Source organism: Pseudoalteromonas sp. PS1M3, from assembly GCF_016865405.1.
Taxonomy (GTDB): domain Bacteria; phylum Pseudomonadota; class Gammaproteobacteria; order Enterobacterales; family Alteromonadaceae; genus Pseudoalteromonas; species Pseudoalteromonas marina.
This window is the reverse complement of the sequence record NZ_AP022624.1, coordinates 1,076,100-1,095,077: the sequence shown is the minus strand read 5'-3', so window position 1 is coordinate 1,095,077 and position 18,978 is coordinate 1,076,100. Positions and strand designations below refer to the sequence as shown.

Genomic DNA, 18,978 nt, shown 5'->3' with positions numbered 1-18,978 from the left:
TTGTGTTTGCCTTAAATACAAAAAATCATTTAAGAATTTATTTGTAAAAAGACGGCGCGCTTTATACCATATTAAAATTAAATACTCAACATCGCGTGCAAAAATTATGCAGCGATAAAATGTTAGAAACGCAACTTTGGAGCCTCAATGAGCGCTATTATCAAGACCCCTGAAGAAATAGAGAAAATGCGTGTAGCTGGGCGTTTAGCAGCAGACGTACTTGAAATGATCGGCCCACATGTCGTGCCGGGGATCACCACTGATGAGCTAAATACTATTTGTCATGATTATATTGTTAACGAGCAAAAAGCAGTTCCTGCTCCTTTAAACTATCATGGTTTTCCAAAATCAATTTGCACCTCTGTTAACCATGTAATTTGTCATGGTATTCCTAACGACAAACCGTTAAAAGAAGGTGACAGCGTAAATATCGACATCACTGTTATCAAAGATGGCTACCACGGCGATACATCTAAAATGTTTCACGTAGGTAAACCAAACATTCAAGGTAAGCGTTTGGCTGAAGTAACACAAGAAAGCTTATATCTTGCCATTAAAATGGTAAAGCCGGGTGTACGTTTAGGTGATATTGGCGAAGCAATTCAAAAATACGCCGAGAGCTTCAACTACTCAATAGTACGTGAATATTGCGGCCATGGTATTGGTAGCGAATTTCACGAAGAACCACAGGTTATGCATTACGGTAAAGCCGGTACCGGTGAAACATTAAAAGCGGGTATGTGTTTAACTATTGAGCCTATGGTTAATGCGGGCAAGCGCCAATGTAAACTGCTTAAAGATGAGTGGACGGTTGTAACACGCGACCGCAGTTTGTCTGCACAGTGGGAACACACGTTATTAGTGACTGAAAATGGTGTTGAAATTTTAACGCTACGATCAGATGATACTATCGACAGGATTATCGAACACTAATAAACCTACGCAGTTGATAGTACGTTTATCAATGTGGAAGGTTCAATGAGGAGCCAGCCCACGTGGCATTACCCAACAAAGTAAAAAAGTTGCTTAGCGATGCTGAGCAACTAAGTGACTATCGCGATTGTTCCAGCTATTTTTACAAATGGTTGCATAACGAATTTTCAAAACAACCAGTTGGTAATTTAATTAATGCCCGGGCTGAGTTTATCGACCGCCTGTTGATCAAATTATTTCATGTTTATGATCTATCTCATGAGCCTGATTTAGCGCTGATTGCCGTAGGCGGTTACGGACGGGGTGAGCTTCACCCTTATTCAGATATCGACTTCTTACTGCTTGTAACAGAGCAACCAAATGAAGCGGTATGTGAAAAAATAGGTCAATTTGTCACTATGCTGTGGGATCTTAACTTAGAGATTGGCCACAGCGTTCGTACAATTGATCAAGCAATAGAGCAAAAACGCGAAGACGTCACTTTTGCCACCAGCTTGCTCGAAAGCCGACTAATTTTTGGTAATCATATTGAGTTTGAAAAGCTTAAAAACTTTATACTCGAGACGCCAGTATGGGGCTCTAACGACTTTTTTGAGGCCAAAGTACAAGAGCAAAATCTGCGTCACCGTAAATGTCACGGAACAGCTTACAACTTAGAGCCAAACATAAAAGAAAACCCAGGTGGTCTCCGCGATTTACAAACTATTATTTGGGTAGCCAAAAAGCATTTTAGAGCCGAAACCCTCCAAGAGCTCATAAACCATGGCTACTTAACCCATGAAGAGTTTCAAGAGCTTTCAGAGTGTTTAGAGAACCTATGGAACATTCGCTTTGCCCTGCACTTAGCTGCAGGACGATCAGAAAACCGTTTACTATTTGATCACCAACCCCTTGCTGCAGAAATACTTGGCTTTGGTAGCGATGGTAAAGCGTCGGTTGAACGTATGATGAAGCGCTTATTTCGTATAATGAGCCGTGTACGCGAACTTAACCAAATGCTGCTTTCGTATTTTGAGCAAAGTATTTCGCCACTAAGCAACGAAGCCGTTGTTGAAGTACTCGACAGAAATTTTGAGCGTGTTGGCCATCAAATTCGTGTTAAAGACCCATCTGTATTTTTTAGGCGCGATCAACTTTTTGTTCTGTTTGAGCACATTGCTGAAAATCCTGAAATTACCCATATTTACCCAAGCACTATACGCACTATTCGCCAAGTACGCCGTCGTTTGTTGGGTGACCTGCAAGATTACGCGGCCTGTCGTGAGGCCTTCTTACGTTTGGTAAAACACCCTAACGGTATGGGCCGCGCATTCACATTAATGCATAAGCACGGCATGCTGGCAGCATATTTACCGCAATGGCGTAATATTTTTGGGCAAATGCAGTTTGATTTATTTCATGCCTACACGGTAGACGAGCACACCCACAAATTAATCAATAATATTTACCAATACTTTGATAAAACGGGCGTGAGTGAGTTTCCAATTTGTAGTGAAATAGTCACTCGAATGGATAAACCCGAGCTTTTATATTTAGCCGGTATTTTTCATGATATTGCGAAAGGCCGTGGTGGCGATCACTCAGAGCTAGGGTCGGTCGATGCTATTGCATTTGCTAAGTTACATGGGTTCTCATCATCCGATGGCAAGCTTATCGCATGGCTTGTTGGTAATCACTTACTTATGTCGGTAACTGCACAAAGAAAAGACATAAACGACCCTACAGTAATCAAAGACTTTGCAACACGTGTAAAAACAGAGCGCCAACTCGATTACCTTTATTGTTTAACTGTGGCAGATATTCGTGCCACTAACGACAACCTATGGAACGATTGGAAAAACACCTTATTGCGCGAACTTTATTTGCACACACAACGTGCATTGCGTTTGGGCCTTGAAAACCCAATGGACCAACGCGACCAAATTCGTGATAAAAAGCACCAAGCAAAACAACGCCTGCTTAATTTAGGGTACCTTGAAGAAAAAATTGACTTAATTTGGAGCCGCTTTAAAGCAAACTACTTTACTGCATTTAGCGAGCAGCAAATATCGTGGCAAACCGAGCATTTAGTAAATAGCACCGATTTAAGTCAACCGAGTGTAATTGTGTCGAATGCGCCTATGCACGGCGGCACGCAAGTGTTTGTTTACAGCCCATACTCGGGTGCCCTATTCGCCCGTTTAGTAAACATAATTGGTACTAAAAAGGCACAGATCCAACACGCACAAGTACTGACCACCAAAGACGGTTATGTACTGTTTAGCTTTGTTATTCTTGAAGTTAGCGGCGACCCTATCGCAAGTAGCCGCGCGCAATCGATTAAACGCGGCCTTGAGCAAGCACTTAACGATCCGCGTAAAAAAATTCGCTTTAAAAAGAGTCGCTCACAACGTTTTAAAGACTTTAATATCAAACCCAAAATTGTGCTGCGCCCACATGCTAGAAAAGATCGCAGCTTAATTGAAATACAAGCGGTTGATATACCCGGTCTACTAACCAAAATAGCCGAAGTTTTCCAAGCACATTTACTCCATATTCATGCAGCCCGCATAACAACGGTAGGTGAACGTGCAGAGGATTTCTTTGTCGTATCAAATAACGAATACCAAGCCCTGACTGATGAAGAACAAGCAAAAATTCATCAGGCACTACGTAAAAAATTCAACGCCGAAACAGAATAAGAGGACACACATGTCAGATTTAAAAACAATGATCGAAAACGCATGGGATAACCGCGACAGCATTAGCCCAAGCACTGTATCTAGCGATGTAAAACAAGCTATTATTGACGCTCTAGAACTACTTGATAGCGGTGCTGCCCGTGTTGCTGAAAAAATATCAGGCGAATGGGTTGTACACCAATGGCTTAAAAAAGCAGTGTTACTATCTTTTCGTATTCGCGACAACCAACCAATGAACGACGGCGTTAATCAGTTTTACGACAAAGTACCGCTTAAATTTAGCGACTACACGCCAGAGCAATTTCAACAAGGCGGCATGCGCGTAGTGCCTAACGCAGTAGCACGTAAAGGCAGCTTTGTAGGTAAAAACGTCGTACTTATGCCTTCGTACGTAAACATTGGCGCATACGTTGACGAGGGCACCATGGTTGATACATGGGCCACTGTTGGCTCATGTGCACAAATTGGTAAGAACGTACACTTATCTGGCGGCGTTGGCATAGGCGGCGTTTTAGAGCCACTACAAGCTAACCCAACCATCATTGAAGACAATTGTTTTATTGGCGCACGTTCTGAAATTGTTGAAGGTGTAGTAGTAGAAGAAGGCGCTGTTATTTCAATGGGCGTTTATATCAGCCAAAGCACTCGTATTTACGACCGTGAAACCGGCGAAATTCACTACGGCCGCGTACCTGCAGGCGCAGTAGTTGTACCAGGTGCACTACCATCAAAAGATGGCACACACAGCCTTTACGCTGCAATCATTGTGAAAAAAGTAGATCAACAAACACGCGAAAAAGTAGGCATCAACGCCCTACTTCGCTCGATTGATGATTAAATAGAAAACAATGGCATTAGTATAAATTATTGATGAAAAAATAAGGCTCTGAACCTTTGTAGATTTAGAGCCTTACATTCTTTTAAAGTGTTCGTTTATATACGTTAATTCCCTAAAGCTACATCTACCATTTTGAATAGTGATCTTCTGCTAAGCCCCACTGCCCGTTAAGTGTTATCACTTCATTAGGAAGCGTTATTTGACCGAAATAACGACCGATTTTTTGTGTGAAATTCGTGGCCACAATGAGTAAATTAGTTTTATCAAAACGTTGGCTTACAGGTTCAAAAGTAAGATTAATCAGGCCGTCGTTTGAGTGGAGTTCCCACTTGTCACAATCAATTTCGTTACCATAACGATTAAACTTAAAATCAACCATATCAATTTTGTATAGCTTTCCGTCAAGCCAAATAGCATTTTCAGTAAATCCTGTTTCAATTACACCTGCTGAAAGGTTTACTCCCAAGTAGCGCCCATCAGGTAATTTGCAGGCAAGGCTTGCCCAATTCCAAAATGTTTCACGACGCATATAGCCTGCACTCCAATCTACACAGGCCAATGCGTTCATATGGCTAAAATCGTAGCGGGTATTTTTTAATAGAAGCGTGCCAGAGCAATTTAGCGCGGCCGATTTTTGGGTGAAATGGAAACCAGTATAACCAGCTCGAGCACATACACTCAAAGGAAGGTAATTATCTGACTCGTTAATTATTGCATCAAGGATCAGCGTGGTACTTATTTTAACTGTTACCTTTCGTTCACCGGGTCTATCTGTGGTATTAACGTAAACGCTGTTATCACCCTTTTTAAAATAACTATTGCCAGAATTTGGCAGCGGCTCAATTAATGTGTTTTTAGAAAATAAATTTACAAAGCTGTGCTCGTCTAACTGCTCTGTTTTTAAATTGTAAACATAAACAAAACAGTTGCTGGCAATTTTTAAATCAACGATTGCAAGCCCAATAACTAATTCATCGCAAGTAATGCTTATAAACTGAAACTGGTTAAACTTAAATCTTTTTGCAAGTTTACCGCATGGCTTATCCATTGCGTTTCTTAAATCAAAATCTAAGTAATTAATATGCTCAATCCCCTGTGGGAATAAACCAAAGTTAGCCTGACCATCAGGGTTAATCAGCTGCAGTTTTTTTGGCATGTAACTTATCCTTTCATTTACAGCCTATATTATTCTCGGGCATAAAATAATCAACCTAAGAAGATAATTACATGGTAAATATTCGTTTTGTTATCCATATGCTTTTCTCGTAACAATTTTGATAATAAAAGGCGGTAGTTTACCAACACAAATAAAAAAGCACTTATAAAAATAAGTGCTTTTAGGTTTGCTCAATTAATTTTTAATTACAGCGCGTTAAATACATCGTCTGTTTTAGCTGCACAAATAAAATCGTTTTTGTGCAAGCCTTTAATTGAATGGCTCCACCACGTTACAGTTACTTTGCCCCACTCGGTTAATAAACCAGGATGGTGGCCTTCGTCTTCTGCCATGTCGCCTACTTTGTTAGTAAACGCGATAGCTTGTTTAAAGTTTTTAAATTTATAAACACGCTCTAGCTGCATAATGCCGTCGCGTACTTCTGGTACCCAGTCTGGTATTTTTGTAATAAGCTGTGCAAGCTCTTCGTCAGACACTTTTGGTGCATCTACGTGGCAAGCTTCGCATTTTTGTTCACTTAATGAAGACATTTTAAATCCTTACTTTAGCGTTTCTTTTAAATTAAAGTTAACTGGCTAATTTTTCTTTTGGTGGAAATTTTGGGTCATGCAAGCCAAGCTCTTTAGCTTGCTCAACCAAAGTCATAATATCCATTTGCGATATATCAAACAGATCATGAATCGAATTAATGGTGTAGTACTGCGGTTGCATAATATCAATGCGATAAGGCGTACGCAGTACATCAATTACGCTCATAGGCGTTATTTCTGGTGTATCTGAATACACATACTGCGTTTCACCCGGGCTTGATAAAATTCCGCCACCGTAAATACGCAGGCCGTTTTCGGTTTGCATTAAACCAAACTCAACGGTAAACCAGTACATGCGTGCTAGGTAAACACGATCTTTTTTCTGCGCTGCGTACCCTAATTGCCCGTATTTGTGTGTGAACTCGGCAAAATCAGGGTTTGTTAGCATGGCGCAGTGGCCAAATATTTCATGAAAAATATCTGGCTCTTGAAGATAGTCAAACTCTTCACGGCTTCGAATAAACGTGGCAACCGGAAACTGTTTATTTGCTAACAATCTAAAAAACTCATCAAAATCGATAAGTGCAGGCACAGGCTCTACTTGCCAACCGGTGGTGGCAAGAAGTACCTCGTTAAGCTCGCTTAGTTGCGGTATACGGTCGTGTGGAAGATTTATTTTTTTAAGTCCTTCCATATACTCATCGCAGGCCTTGCCCTCTATGCACGCAAGTTGGCGTGCTACAAGCTCAGACCAAATTTTATTTTCTTCATCACTCCAATGTATAACACCATTTTCGTCTGGTGTTTTGGATGTGTATTTACTTGCTTTAGCCATAAGTACCTTCTGGGTTGTGAGCCCTAAATCGGTGTCAGTGTGATACTCAAACCTATTGAATATCGAGTGACCCCATACTATGTAAAAGTGAAGAAAAGTTTAATAGACAAGCTAACATCTGTACTTGGCGCGATCACCTCATTCGTAAAGTTAAAATTACACATGTGGCACATTAAAATTACAGCCACACATATAAAGGCTTTACAAGAAGTTTTATGTGTAAACAAATAAATACAGCTAAAAGATTTGAGTAAACGCCTGGTCTAAATCACTAATAATGTCGTTAACATCTTCAAGCCCAACAGAGAGCCTGATCAACCCGTCACTGATACCAGCGGCGGCTCTCTCTTCTGGTGAATAAGGAGAATGGGTCATAGATGCAGGATGCTGAATCAGTGTTTCGGCATCGCCTAGGCTTACAGCAAGTGTACAAAGCTTCATGCTATCAATAAATTGCGCACCTTGTTGTAAAGTACCTTTTATTTCAAACGCAATCACGCCACCTGCAGCTTTCATTTGATTACCAATAAATTTATTTCCTGGATGTGATTTAAGGCCGGGGTAATAAACAATATTAACTTGATGATGCGCCTCTAGGTATTCAGCCACTGTTTGTGCACTCTGACAGTGACGCTCCATGCGTATGGCTAAGGTTTTTAATCCGCGATTTATAAGCCATGCGTCGTGTGGGCTTATGGTTGCACCAATGTCTTTTAGTACGGTCATTTTTATCAAGGTAATATGCTCAAGCGATCCACACACAAGTCCTGCCACCACATCGCCATGGCCATTTATGTATTTGGTTGCACTGTGCATAATGATATCAATGCCATATTGTTTTGGTGATTGCAGCAATGGCGTTAAAAAAGTGTTGTCTACCACGCTAATTAAGCTGTGCTGTTTAGCGATAGCGCCAATAAGTGCTAAATCAATCACAGCCATTGTTGGGTTTATCGGTGTTTCTACAAATATCATTTTGGAATTAGGTTTAATGGCAGCCCGAAGCTCGTCCTCGCAGGTCATATCAACAAACGTAACTTCAATTCCCCAACGCGGTAACATGTGTGCAAAAAACGCGAACGTACAACCATATAATGCACTTGATGCTACAAGATGGTCGCCCTGTGATAAAAAGCTCAATACCGATGCCGATACAGCGCCCATGCCTGTAGCCGTTGCCGCAGCGGCTTCGCAGCCCTCTAGCTGTGCTATCTTTTGTTCAAGTTCGGTGGTCGTTGGGTTACCTAAACGGGTGTAAATATAACCGGGTTCTTCACCTGCAAAACGTGCAGCACCTTGTGCTGCATTTTCAAAATGAAAGGTGGAGGTTTGATATAAAGGCGACGTAAGTGCGCCATGCGGGTCGTTTGCTTTTTGCGGGCCATGGATACATTGTGTATGAAGATGATGCTTGGTCATTATCTTTGTGCTCATTTTTATTATGTGTTGTTAGTGACATAGATAAAAACGTACCACAGTTTAAATCACAAGCATGCCGGATGCTCAGATGGCTATTTGTGCAAAGTTTACCCACTTACCTGTACACAAATATTTCCATGTTATTGTATGGGCTCTGTTTTCCCTCGTTTTAAAATTTTACCTGCAATGCTCTGAACGGTCCCTTTCAACAGGCTGCGCTTGTGTTCTAGTTTAGGTAATGGGCGACTTAACTCCATTGCTTTATAGCCAATTCGCGCTGTAAAAATCCCTGCACTCACACCTTGCGCGGCTCGCCCAGATAGCTTACCAAGCAATTCTGCACTGAGCGCAGTGGCTGCTAAATCAGAGATAAGCTCTGCACTGCCTACAAACATCACTTGTTTTATAAGCATACGGTAAAGCTTAATCCGGCTTGCGTAACCAAAACCAATACCATAAATTTTACCTATTTGCTCAATTAACTTAGTACCACGCCAAAGCACAGCCATCATATCCACCAGGGCAATGGGGCTCAGTGCAACTAATAAAGCTGACTCTGTTGCAAAACGGTTTATAAGCTTTTTAGCTTGCGTGTCTTGCGTTATAAGCAAGCTATTTGCGTAAAGGGTCATTATTTCTTTATCACTGTGATGCTGTGCAACTTGCTTTTTAAAGCTGTCAAAATTATTAAGCTTTTGGTGCTTGTTTAGTTTTTCAAGCCACGGTAATGCGCCACCTACTTGCTCGCTATTTAAAAGTCTGTCGGCTTCGTGGCGGTGTAACTGATTACGCTTAAGGCTGCGCAACATTCTATATTCGCGCCATAACATGCGCCCAATAAGAAGCACACCACTTACCACTGCGGTTAAATACACACCGCCTAAAACAATCGACTGTTGAAATGCAAACACTAATGAATAAGCAAATTCAAGTAACACCAGTACTAAAAAGCTTATGGCAAACACACCTTTAAGCGTTTGCCATTTTGACTTTTTATATACTGGCTCTAGGTCTATTTCATCTTCTATAAACTCTTCATCAGGCTCTTCAATGTATTCACTTTGACCCTGGGTAATTATTTTTGCAGGAGCAAGCGTAGGCTCAACTTGCTCATCTGCTTGGGTATCAATTCGCCTACCTGCTTGAAAAGTTTGCTGTGTGTCGCTCATGATAATTTGTCTCCTAATAGATACTGCATCACATGATCAAGGCGAATATGTTTAAGTTGCTTGTCGGGGGTTGGCATAGGCGCAAACGACAAAAACTCAAATCCCTGCGCTGGCCACTCATTTTTATTAAGCATGCGGTTAGGTGGTTGTGGGGGTAAGTAGGTTAGCCAATCTTGCTCGTTAAGTGGCTTGCCATAAATACACTCTAGCGTTTGGCCTTTATCGGTAACTTGACGCGGCTGCGTTGCAGTAATTGACGACATAGCCATTGTTTCTATTTGTACGCCATCAAATTTTAAATAGTTAGTTTGCTCATGCACTAGCGAATCAAGTAGAAGTGCTAAGTCTTTGTGGTGCTTGGCACTTATGTGATCTGACTTATTGGCAGCAAAGAGTATTTTATCTATGTTGGGTTTAAATAAACGCTTAAAAAAGCCCGATTCGCCGTAATTAAAGTGAGCGAGTAATTGGTTGATTACGCTACTTTGCTCTTGTAGTGTTTCGTGGCCTTCGTTTAAAGCACTTAATACATCAACTAACACAATTTGGCGGTCAAAATGTTTAAAGTGCTCGTTATAAAAAGGCTTAACTACTTCTTTTACATAGGCATTAAAGCGCTTAATGAGATGCTCTAAATTAGACCCCGCAATAATATCATCGCTATTAACCTGCTTAAAATTAACAGGGAAAAACAATAATAGCGGCGCGCCTTTTAAATCACCAGGCATAAGCATTCGCCCAGGTTGTAACATAGCTAGTTTGGTGTCTTTTTTGAGACCCACAAGCATACTTTGATAAAGTTCAGCAATTTGCGCAAGTACGCTCTCATCTACAGGTGCGTTTAAATCAAGCTGATCAAGCGCATTTAAAAATTCACTAGAGGTGTTCACACGCGGGTGCTGTAATAACAGCGGGTACTGCTGCTCGCACCACTGGCTATAACTTTGCTCAAGCATAGGTAAATCAAGTAGCCATTCACCAGGGTAGTCAATAATATCTAAATACAACGTAGATTGTGGTGAAAAGTGCCCACGCAACCCTGAAGCACTTTGGTATTTTATTGCCAAACGCAAGGTGTTAATACGCTCGGTTGATGCAGGCCATGTAGGCATCCCATCACTTGGGAGTAAAGCATTGAGTGCTCGCGGATAGTCAAACGTAGGGACCTTTAACGCCTCTTGCGGTACAACTTTAGTGGCTATGTGGCGCTGCTCTCGCATTACATCAAAAAAAGGGAGGTTTTTATCGTTAGCTTGTGTAGTTAACTGCTTGACTAGAGCTGTAATAAAGGCGGTTTTACCGCTACCGCTTAACCCAGTTACAGCCAATTTTACATGCTGATCTAAACTACGGTGAAGGGCTTTTTGGGCATTGCCTTTAATACTTTTAAAGGTCTTTTTAGCAAATGAAGTACGACTCATAATGGGCTAGCACTTCATTGATGCTTAATCACCGAACAAAGTGCTATTAAATCCTTTAAAGTTTGTTGATTTCACGGCTTACCGTAAACTCGCTTGAGGTAACATGGCGTTCCATATCCTGAAGGCGTGTATCTACTCGCGCTAAACGCTCTTTTAAATCTTGTAAAGCGCGGCGCGGTGGCTCACCCTTTTGCCATACTTTAAATTTTACCTCTAACGGATCGTCAGCTTTTGTTGAGCTGCTCGCATGTGCAGTCGTTGGCTCTTTTTTGTCTAATATAAACCACGCTGCAATATACGCTACCACAAACAATGGGCCACCTGCTAGCAGTACCGCACTAACAAATATAATGCGAACTAACCATAACTCCATATTAAAGTAGTCACTTAATCCCGCACATACTCCGGCTATTTTACCGCGTTGTGGGTCTCTTAATAATTCGCGTTTGGCATTCATACTTTGCGTCTCCATTGTGGTGACTCTTGATCTAGCAATGCTTCAAGTGTTTCGACTCTATCAGCCATACGTTCAGCTTTGTGTGCTAGTTCTAATAACTGGCGATGTTCGTGCTCACTTAACCCTTGGCTTACTTGTTTTTTGCTACGGTAGTGTAAAATTAACCACAGTGGCGCAACAAAAATCATAAACAAGATAAATGGTGCAACTAGTATCTCTGGATCAAACATAACCCTCTCCTGACAATCCGTTCAAATATGTTAAGCAGTGGGGCACATTACATGCCCCTGCGTAAATTACTTATCAGCAAGCTTCTTTTTAAGTTCAGCTAGCTCATCATCAATTTTTTCATTTTTTTGTAAATCAGCAATTTCGTCTGCTAACGTTTGCTTACCTAAATCGTAAGACTCTATTTGAGATTCTAGTCCATCAATTTTAGTTTCGTAACGTTCAAAGCGATTAAGTGCATCTTCTACCTTCGAGCTATCAAGTGCTTTTTTCACTTCTAGGCGCGACTCAGCTGAACGCTGACGAAGAATTATTGCCTTTTGACGTGATTTAGCATCAGCTAACTTTTCTTGTAACGTGGTCACTTCTTGCTGAAGCTTCTCAATATGAGACTCTACATGCTCAAGTTCACCTTCAACAGCCGTCACTGCATCTGCCGACTTTTGCTTTTCGAGCAATGCTGAACGAGCTAAATCTTCGCGGTCTTTACTAAGTGCTAACTCAGCTTTTTCTTGCCAGTCACTTACTTGAACTTTAAGTGTATCTAGGCGGCGAACAATTTCTTTTTTCTCTGCCAGAGTTTTAGCTGACGTAGAGCGAACCTCTACTAGTGTATCTTCCATTTCTTGGATAATCAGACGCACCATTTTTTCTGGGTCTTCTGCTTTATCTAAAATGGCATTGATATTAGAATTAACAATATCTGCAAAACGTGAAAAAATTCCCATAACATTTACCTCTGTAATTAAAACTTAGTTAGTCTGCTTTAACTAGTATCAATATGCTTGCCAACTTTTTAAAAACTAAAATACACTGTATTTTCATTAAGTTAAACTAAATATACAAATTACTTTAGTTATTCACAATTATGAAATACACTAACAGTTAGTAAAAATGACTAAGACTTAGGGAATATGAGCCAATATCGCCAACAAGACAATTTACTGGGCCAATCAGACAGCTTTTTATCTGTGTTGGATCAAGTATCGCAACTAGCTAATCTAGATAAGCCGGTGCTTATTATTGGCGAACGAGGCACAGGTAAAGAGCTTATAGCTGCCCGCCTGCATTTTTTATCTAAACGTTGGGATCAAAACTACGTAAAACTAAATTGTGCTGCATTGAACGAGAACCTGCTCGAAAGTGAATTGTTTGGTCATGAAAGCGGCGCATTTACGGGGGCCAGTAAACGTCACGAAGGCCGTTTTGAACGAGCTAACAGCGGTACACTATTTTTGGATGAATTAGCAAATACTTCCGCCATGGTGCAAGAAAAACTCCTACGCGTTATAGAGTATGGTGAGTTTGAACGTGTTGGCGGCAAGCAAACTGTAAAAGTAGATACTCGCCTAGTATGCGCCACCAATGAAGACTTACCACACCTTGCTGAACAAGGTGAGTTTAGAAGTGATTTACTTGATAGATTAGCATTTGATGTAATAACGCTTCCCCCACTGCGTGAACGTCAAGACGATATTATGCTGCTTGCAGAGCAATTTGCGATGAACATGGCACGCGATTTAGAGTGGGAGTTATTCAGCGGGTTTACTCGAAGCGCTACAGAAACGCTTTTATCGTATAACTGGCCTGGTAATATTCGTGAGCTTAAAAATGTGGTTGAACGTAGCTTATATCGCCACGGAAGTGAACATATTCCCGTTCACCAGATTATTTTAGACCCATTCGAAAGTCCATTTAGACCTAAAGCGCGTATTAAAGCACCAATAACCACTCAACATGTTAGTGCTGAGCCTGTTTCTGTTGCAGCGCCTGTAAACGTTTCTGAGCAAAAAGTTGAAGCCAATATTCAATTTCCTTGTAGCTTAAAAGAACGCTCAAATGAATTTGAAATAAATATGATTAACAAAGCGCTGGAGCATAGCCAATTTAATCAAAAGAAAACTGCAGAAGTCCTTGGTTTAACGTATCATCAATTACGTGGGTATCTAAAAAAATACAATTTGTTGGATCAACAATAGTTAGAGGTTATGCGTGTGCATAAATTTTTACTTGCTTTACTAGCAGGCACTTTAGTTGGCTGCTTAGATAGTGAAGAACGCGTTATTGAAGAAAAAAACCAAGGCTTGGTCTATTGCGCCGAGGCAAACCCTGTGTCGTTTAACCCACAAGTGACAACCACAGGCTCAACTATTGATATTATTGCCAATCAGCTTTATGACCGCTTAATAAGTATTGATCCGGTTACTGCTGAGTTTCAAAGCGAACTCGCAACAGATTGGAAAGTAAGTAAAGATGGTAAATCGGTCACCTTTACTCTTCGAAAAGACGTACCATTTCATACCACCGCGTACTTTACACCTAGCCGCACTTTTAACGCCGATGACGTAATTTTTACCTTTAGCCGCTTATTTGATGTGTACAACCCTTATCATTTTGTGGGTGATGCCAGTTACCCTTATTTTCAAAGTGTAGGCGTTGATCAGCTTATTCGTAAAATTGTTCGCGTGTCTGACCACCAAGTTAGATTTGAGTTGTTTAATGCTGAAAGTAGTTTTTTAGCTAACATGGCCACTGACTTTGCGGTTGTTTTATCGGCCGAGTATGCAATGAAACGTAAAGCTGCAGAGCAAGAAGAATTTTTTGATCAATACCCTGTAGGCACTGGTCCTTATATTTATCGTGAATATCGCCGTGATAATTTAGTCCGCTTTTACCGTAACCCCGATTATTGGAAACACGACGTTGCCCTTGAACAACTCGTTTACGACATTACCCCTAATGGCACAGCCCGAATCGCAAAACTCCTTACTAAAGAGTGTGACTTAGCCGCTCATCCTAGTAGTGCTCAGTTGAGTATTTTAGCCCAGCGTGAAGATATTAATATTGAAAAAGAAACCAACCTCAATGTTGGATACTGGGCTTTTAACACAGAACGCCCACCTTTTGACGACATTCGAGTTCGCAAGGCGCTTGCACATGCAATTGATACAGATAAAATAATGCAAGCGGTATATTACGGTAATGGAACACGTGCCGAATCGATGTTACCACCAACCTCATGGGCTTTTAACGCTCAAACAAGTATGCCATCATTTGACCCTGACCTTGCTAAAAAGCTACTCGCTGAAGCCGGCTTTTCTGATGGGTTTGATATGAATATTTGGGCCATGCCAGTGAGTCGTATTTATAACCCCAATGCACGTAAAATGGCTGAATTAATGCAAAGTGACTTACGCAAAGTAGGTGTTAACGTCAGTATTGTAGAATACGAGTGGAATACGTTTATTCAGAGAATTGGAGAGCACAGACACGATAGCGTGCTCCTCGGCTGGGCAGCAGATACGCCAGACCCCGATAACTTCTTTAGCCCGTTATTAAGCTGCTCAGCAACATTTAGTGGCAAAAACCCAGCCAATTGGTGCAACCCTAAATTTGATTTATTACTGGCGCAAGCACTCGATACGACAGACTTAAATATGCGAAAAAAATACTACGCAGATGTGCAGTCGCTTATCATGGATGAATTACCCTTGTTGCCCATTGCTCATGGGTTACGGTTTCAAGCAAGCAGTGCCGATGTAGACGGCATAGAGCTTGGCCCATTTGGGGCTATTTCGTTAGCCAATGCGAGGAAAAAGTAATGATCCTCGATTATATTTTACGCCGCCTTGGTTTATTACTTTTTATGTTGCTCATGCTCAGCATTTTTACATTTTCGTTGGCGTACTTATTCCCTGGTGATCCATTAAGTAATTTAAGTGGGGTTCCGAGTAATAATTTTTCTCAAAATACGCAATTAGAAGATAAATACTTTTATAACAGTAATTATTTTATGCAATACCTCGCCTTTTTAGGGCGAGTTTTTCAGGGTGATTGGGGATTATCGTTTGCCTCTGGCGACAATGTTTTTTCACATATTCTTGATTTATTACCAGCGACGTTAGAGCTTAGTGTCTATGCACTTATTGTGTCTATATTTGTTGGCGTGCCTGCAGGTATTATAGGCTCAGCGTATTACAATCGCTGGCCAGATAAGCTTATTAATTCAACCACTATTGTGGGCTATTCTATGCCTGTATTCTGGTTAGCTTTATTACTAATTATGATTTTTTCGCTCAAATTGGGGTGGTTTCCTATGTCGGGTAGAATGGGGCTTCTTTATGAAATTCCAGCAGCCAGCGGGTTTATGCTCATTGATATCATGCTTGCCGGCTTTCCGTATAAAGGAATGGCATTTGTAGATGCATTACACCACTTAACACTGCCCACAATTGTGCTTGCCACATACCCAACCACCGTGCTTGTAAGATTTACCCGCGAATCAATGTTGAAAATAATGGATCAAAATTTTATTAAAACAGCACGCGCGAAGGGATTAAACAGACGCCAATTAATCATGCATCATGCACTGCGCAATGCGCTTTTACCGGTAATTAAAAAAATTGGCCTGCAATTCAGTACACTAATAACACTTGCTATGATCACCGAAGTTATTTTTTCGTGGCCTGGTATTGGCCGCTGGTTGATAGACAGTATTTACCAGCGCGACTTTCCTGCAATTCAGGGAGGCCTAATGGCTGTATCCTTATTTGTTATTTTAGCCACTATAACAACCGAACTTCTTTATAGTTTATTCGACCCACTCTCACGGAACCAAGCCCATGGCAAAGTTTAAGGTATTTTCTGAAGAGTCGAATAAATCGCCACTGGCGCGATTTTGGCGAAAATTTAAAAACAACCACCCTGCCCTTGTTGGTTTATGGGTGTTTTTGGCATTTGCCTTACTCGCTGCCAGCGCACCATTTTTAGCGCCTTATGGGGTAAACCAGCAGCACAGTGATGCGCTACTTATTCCACCCTCGTGGCGAGAAATGGGCGATGTGCGTTTTATTTTAGGCACTGATGATTTAGGACGTGATGTGTTGTCGCGTTTAATGAACGGCGCAACCTATACATTTGGTTTATCGGTCGTCGCTGCATTATTGACCACCATAATTGGTGTATTAGTCGGCACATTTGCTGGCATTAGTCGAGGTATGCGTTCAAGCTTTTTGAACCACTTACTTGATATCACTCTTTCAATACCGTCTTTATTATTGGCTATTATCATTATTGCAGTATTAGGCCCGGGCTTGATGAATACAGTATGGGCTATTATTTTAGCCTTACTACCGCAGTTTATTCACTCGATTAGAAACCTAATAGTAGAAGAGCTAAGCAAAGATTACATTACGGCTTTTAAGCTCGACGGCGCTTCAAATTGGCATATTATATCGCGCGGTATTTTTCCTAATATTTACGAACACATAGTGGTTATTTTTACTATGGCACTGTCTACGGCCATACTAGATATTTCTGCTTTGGGTTTTTTAAAGTTAGGCGCACAACCCCCAACCACTGAATGGGGTGCCATATTGGCAGAAAACCTTGGCCTAATTTATTTAGCACCTTGGACGGTTGCCTTACCAGGCGTATTATTATTTTTAGCGGTATTATCGACCAATTTAGTAGGCGATGGACTTAGACAAGTGCTAAAAGAGCGCAAGGCCGATTAAATGCAATTATTAGATGTTAGAAATTTAACCATTGAACTGCGCACTTCAGAAACAGTTATAAGAGCAGTTGACAGGGTCAGCTTTAGCTTAAAAGAAGGTGAAGTGCATGCGCTTGTAGGTGAGTCAGGCTCAGGTAAAAGCCTAATCGCAAAAGCAATCGTTGGTGTATTAAACGAACGCTGGAATATAACCGCTGATAGAATTCACTGGCGTGGTGTTGACCTAATGCGCCTCACTCCGGAGCAACGCAGACAAACGGTTAGCAAAGATATTGCAATGATCTATCAAGATCCTAGCCGTTGCCTTGACCCTACAGCGAAAATTTTTAATCAAATTGCTGAAACCTTACCTGAAGTCGCTCGCAAGGGGTTCTTTTTAAAACGAAATCGCGAACGAAAAGACCGCGTTAAAGCACTTATCCATAAAGTTGGTATCAAAAACCATGAAGCGGTACTAGACAGCTACCCTCATGAGCTCTCAGAAGGTGTGTGCCAAAAGGTAATGATTGCAATGGCAATTGCCCGAACACCTAAGCTATTGATTGCTGATGAGCCGACTACAGCACTTGAGAGTACTACCCGTGCGCAAGTGTTTAGGTTATTAAAAAGCCTTAATCAACTCAAGAATATGTCTATTTTAATGATTTCACACGAGCTTGAAGAGATTGCTGATTGGTCTCATGGGATTCATGTTTTATATTGCGGGCAAATGGTTGAAGCAGGTCCAACTCATAAAATATTTAAGCAACCTCGCCATCCATACACACAAGCACTTTTGAAAAGCTTGCCAGATTACGAGCAGGGCTTGGCTCATAAAGAACCGTTTTATGCGCTTAAAGGTACTATTCCTACTTTACAACATTTACCAATTGGTTGCCGACTTGGGCCACGTTGCCCACAAGCACAAAAAGATTGTGTAGTTACACCTGTCCTCACTAAACACAGTGGGCACAGCTACGCTTGTCACTTTCCGCTTATAAAGGAGGTGAAGTAATGCAGCCTACTCTTAAAGTACAAGCGCTATCTAAAACATTTGATGTGCGAGCGGGTTTATTTAAACGCAAAAAATTTGAAGTGCTAAAAAACATTTCTTTTTGTATTGGTAAAGGTGAAACCATTGCCGTAATTGGTGAAACAGGCTCGGGGAAAAGTACGTTAGCTAAGTTACTTGCCGGTGCCGATAACGCAAACACTGGGCAAATATTACTTGAAGGCAATGTAATAGAAGATAACGGTATTCGTGATAACCAATGTCGTCACATTAGAATGATTTTTCAAGACTCAGGGGCGTCGTTAAACCCAGGTTTAACTATTGGCGACATGCTTGATGATTGCTTGCAATACAATACGGACTTTGATGAAGAAGAGCGCTCAGAAAAAATAAATACAACACTCTCTAAAGTTGGATTGCTAGTCGATCACCAACATTACTATCCACATATGTTCAGTGTTGGACAATTACAACGTGTGGCTTTTGCCAGGGCGCTTATTTTAGATCCTAAGGTGATGGTACTCGATGAAGCCGTATCGTCTTTAGACCCATCTATACGAGCCCAAATAGTAAATTTATTACTCAAGTTACAACGTGAAACGGGTTTAACTTATGTCATGATCACCCATCACCTTAGTTTAGTACGCCATATTAGTGATCAAGTCATAGTGCTAGATAAAGGCGAGGTGGTTGAGTATGGTTTAACAGAAAATGTATTTAATAACCCTCAGTCAAAAATAACGCAGCGTCTATTAAGCTGTTAATGCAATTTTTTGTTATGTAA

18 protein-coding genes are annotated in these 18,978 nt (G+C 41.1%); 9 read left to right on the top strand and 9 right to left on the bottom strand.

The genetic code is table 11. The features are described from left to right. Positions 1-147: 147 nt before the first annotated feature. From map to dapD, 3 genes are all read left to right on the top strand, one after another. Entirely contained in the window at positions 148-933 is a 786-nt protein-coding gene (map, locus tag PS1M3_RS05030; protein WP_006793637.1) for a type I methionyl aminopeptidase, read from the top strand. A 62-nt stretch (positions 934-995) separates the two neighbouring features. Continuing rightward, entirely contained in the window at positions 996-3,614 is a 2,619-nt protein-coding gene (glnD, locus tag PS1M3_RS05025) for a [protein-PII] uridylyltransferase (protein WP_203986572.1), read from the top strand. 10 nt (positions 3,615-3,624) lie between these two features. Further along, a complete protein-coding gene (gene dapD / locus PS1M3_RS05020) occupies positions 3,625-4,452 on the top strand; it encodes a 2,3,4,5-tetrahydropyridine-2,6-dicarboxylate N-succinyltransferase (RefSeq protein WP_010557180.1) in 828 nt (275 codons plus the stop codon). Positions 4,453-4,576: 124 nt separating this feature from the next. On the opposite strand, the gene PS1M3_RS05015 is transcribed toward dapD, so the two are convergent. The 9 genes from PS1M3_RS05015 to pspA form a co-directional block, all read right to left on the bottom strand. Then, a complete protein-coding gene (locus tag PS1M3_RS05015; RefSeq protein WP_203986569.1) occupies positions 4,577-5,608 on the bottom strand; it encodes a DUF2804 domain-containing protein in 1,032 nt (343 codons plus the stop codon). A 206-nt stretch (positions 5,609-5,814) separates the two neighbouring features. After that, complete coding sequence (locus PS1M3_RS05010) at positions 5,815-6,159, bottom strand: 4a-hydroxytetrahydrobiopterin dehydratase (RefSeq protein WP_006793641.1); 345 nt, start codon at positions 6,157-6,159, stop codon at positions 5,815-5,817. 37 nt (positions 6,160-6,196) lie between these two features. Beyond that, entirely contained in the window at positions 6,197-6,994 is a 798-nt protein-coding gene (gene phhA, locus PS1M3_RS05005; protein ID WP_203986566.1) for a phenylalanine 4-monooxygenase, read from the bottom strand. Positions 6,995-7,231: 237 nt separating this feature from the next. After that, positions 7,232-8,413: a methionine gamma-lyase gene (megL, locus tag PS1M3_RS05000; protein ID WP_203986563.1), complete on the bottom strand. Its 1,182-nt coding sequence runs from the start codon at positions 8,411-8,413 to the stop codon at positions 7,232-7,234. A 140-nt stretch (positions 8,414-8,553) separates the two neighbouring features. Beyond that, on the bottom strand, positions 8,554-9,582 hold the full coding sequence (locus tag PS1M3_RS04995) for a TIGR01620 family protein (RefSeq protein WP_203986561.1): 1,029 nt from the start codon (positions 9,580-9,582) through the stop codon (positions 8,554-8,556). After that, positions 9,579-11,003 carry a YcjX family protein gene (locus PS1M3_RS04990; RefSeq protein WP_203986559.1) on the bottom strand — a complete coding sequence of 475 codons (1,425 nt, stop codon included), beginning with the start codon at positions 11,001-11,003 and terminating at the stop codon, positions 9,579-9,581. Before PS1M3_RS04990 ends, PS1M3_RS04995 begins: the two co-directional genes overlap by 4 nt. Positions 11,004-11,058: 55 nt before the next feature. Continuing rightward, a complete protein-coding gene (gene pspC / locus PS1M3_RS04985) occupies positions 11,059-11,460 on the bottom strand; it encodes an envelope stress response membrane protein PspC (RefSeq protein ID WP_006793646.1) in 402 nt (133 codons plus the stop codon). Beyond that, positions 11,457-11,690 carry an envelope stress response membrane protein PspB gene (pspB, locus tag PS1M3_RS04980; RefSeq protein ID WP_006793647.1) on the bottom strand — a complete coding sequence of 78 codons (234 nt, stop codon included), beginning with the start codon at positions 11,688-11,690 and terminating at the stop codon, positions 11,457-11,459. Before pspB ends, pspC begins: the two co-directional genes overlap by 4 nt. A 66-nt stretch (positions 11,691-11,756) precedes the next feature. Beyond that, positions 11,757-12,416 carry a phage shock protein PspA gene (gene pspA, locus PS1M3_RS04975; RefSeq protein ID WP_006793648.1) on the bottom strand — a complete coding sequence of 220 codons (660 nt, stop codon included), beginning with the start codon at positions 12,414-12,416 and terminating at the stop codon, positions 11,757-11,759. Between the two features lie 186 nt (positions 12,417-12,602). On the opposite strand from pspA, the gene pspF reads away from it, so the two are divergent. The 6 genes from pspF to PS1M3_RS04945 are packed head-to-tail and all read left to right on the top strand — an operon-like array spanning position 12,603 to position 18,958. Then, on the top strand, positions 12,603-13,667 hold the full coding sequence (pspF, locus tag PS1M3_RS04970) for a phage shock protein operon transcriptional activator (RefSeq protein WP_008126638.1): 1,065 nt from the start codon (positions 12,603-12,605) through the stop codon (positions 13,665-13,667). 15 nt (positions 13,668-13,682) lie between these two features. Beyond that, positions 13,683-15,290, top strand: a complete 1,608-nt coding sequence (locus PS1M3_RS04965; protein ID WP_008126635.1) for an ABC transporter substrate-binding protein — start codon at positions 13,683-13,685, stop codon at positions 15,288-15,290. Then, positions 15,290-16,324, top strand: coding sequence for an ABC transporter permease subunit (locus tag PS1M3_RS04960; RefSeq protein WP_008126634.1), 1,035 nt, complete (start codon positions 15,290-15,292; stop codon positions 16,322-16,324). Before PS1M3_RS04965 ends, PS1M3_RS04960 begins: the two co-directional genes overlap by 1 nt. Then, entirely contained in the window at positions 16,311-17,204 is an 894-nt protein-coding gene (locus PS1M3_RS04955) for an ABC transporter permease subunit (protein ID WP_006793652.1), read from the top strand. The genes PS1M3_RS04960 and PS1M3_RS04955 overlap by 14 nt, the downstream gene beginning before the upstream one ends. Then, entirely contained in the window at positions 17,205-18,197 is a 993-nt protein-coding gene (locus PS1M3_RS04950; protein WP_006793653.1) for an oligopeptide/dipeptide ABC transporter ATP-binding protein, read from the top strand. Then, positions 18,197-18,958: an ATP-binding cassette domain-containing protein gene (locus PS1M3_RS04945; RefSeq protein ID WP_008126631.1), complete on the top strand. Its 762-nt coding sequence runs from the start codon at positions 18,197-18,199 to the stop codon at positions 18,956-18,958. The genes PS1M3_RS04950 and PS1M3_RS04945 overlap by 1 nt, the downstream gene beginning before the upstream one ends. Positions 18,959-18,978 lie beyond the last annotated feature (20 nt).

Excerpts from the sequence above, each read along its gene's own strand:
- map (WP_006793637.1), top strand. The coding sequence starts at position 148 with ATGAGCGCTATTATCAAGACCCCTGAAGAAATAGAGAAAATGCGTGTA.
- dapD (WP_010557180.1), top strand. The coding sequence starts at position 3,625 with ATGTCAGATTTAAAAACAATGATCGAAAACGCATGGGATAACCGCGAC.
- PS1M3_RS05015 (WP_203986569.1), bottom strand. The coding sequence starts at position 5,608 with ATGCCAAAAAAACTGCAGCTGATTAACCCTGATGGTCAGGCTAACTTT.
- PS1M3_RS05010 (WP_006793641.1), bottom strand. The coding sequence starts at position 6,159 with ATGTCTTCATTAAGTGAACAAAAATGCGAAGCTTGCCACGTAGATGCA.
- phhA (WP_203986566.1), bottom strand. The coding sequence starts at position 6,994 with ATGGCTAAAGCAAGTAAATACACATCCAAAACACCAGACGAAAATGGT.
- megL (WP_203986563.1), bottom strand. The coding sequence starts at position 8,413 with ATGACCAAGCATCATCTTCATACACAATGTATCCATGGCCCGCAAAAA.
- PS1M3_RS04995 (WP_203986561.1), bottom strand. The coding sequence starts at position 9,582 with ATGAGCGACACACAGCAAACTTTTCAAGCAGGTAGGCGAATTGATACC.
- PS1M3_RS04990 (WP_203986559.1), bottom strand. The coding sequence starts at position 11,003 with ATGAGTCGTACTTCATTTGCTAAAAAGACCTTTAAAAGTATTAAAGGC.
- pspC (WP_006793646.1), bottom strand. The coding sequence starts at position 11,460 with ATGAATGCCAAACGCGAATTATTAAGAGACCCACAACGCGGTAAAATA.
- pspB (WP_006793647.1), bottom strand. The coding sequence starts at position 11,690 with ATGTTTGATCCAGAGATACTAGTTGCACCATTTATCTTGTTTATGATT.
- pspA (WP_006793648.1), bottom strand. The coding sequence starts at position 12,416 with ATGGGAATTTTTTCACGTTTTGCAGATATTGTTAATTCTAATATCAAT.
- pspF (WP_008126638.1), top strand. The coding sequence starts at position 12,603 with ATGAGCCAATATCGCCAACAAGACAATTTACTGGGCCAATCAGACAGC.
- PS1M3_RS04960 (WP_008126634.1), top strand. The coding sequence starts at position 15,290 with ATGATCCTCGATTATATTTTACGCCGCCTTGGTTTATTACTTTTTATG.
- PS1M3_RS04955 (WP_006793652.1), top strand. The coding sequence starts at position 16,311 with ATGGCAAAGTTTAAGGTATTTTCTGAAGAGTCGAATAAATCGCCACTG.
- PS1M3_RS04950 (WP_006793653.1), top strand. The coding sequence starts at position 17,205 with ATGCAATTATTAGATGTTAGAAATTTAACCATTGAACTGCGCACTTCA.
- PS1M3_RS04945 (WP_008126631.1), top strand. The coding sequence starts at position 18,197 with ATGCAGCCTACTCTTAAAGTACAAGCGCTATCTAAAACATTTGATGTG.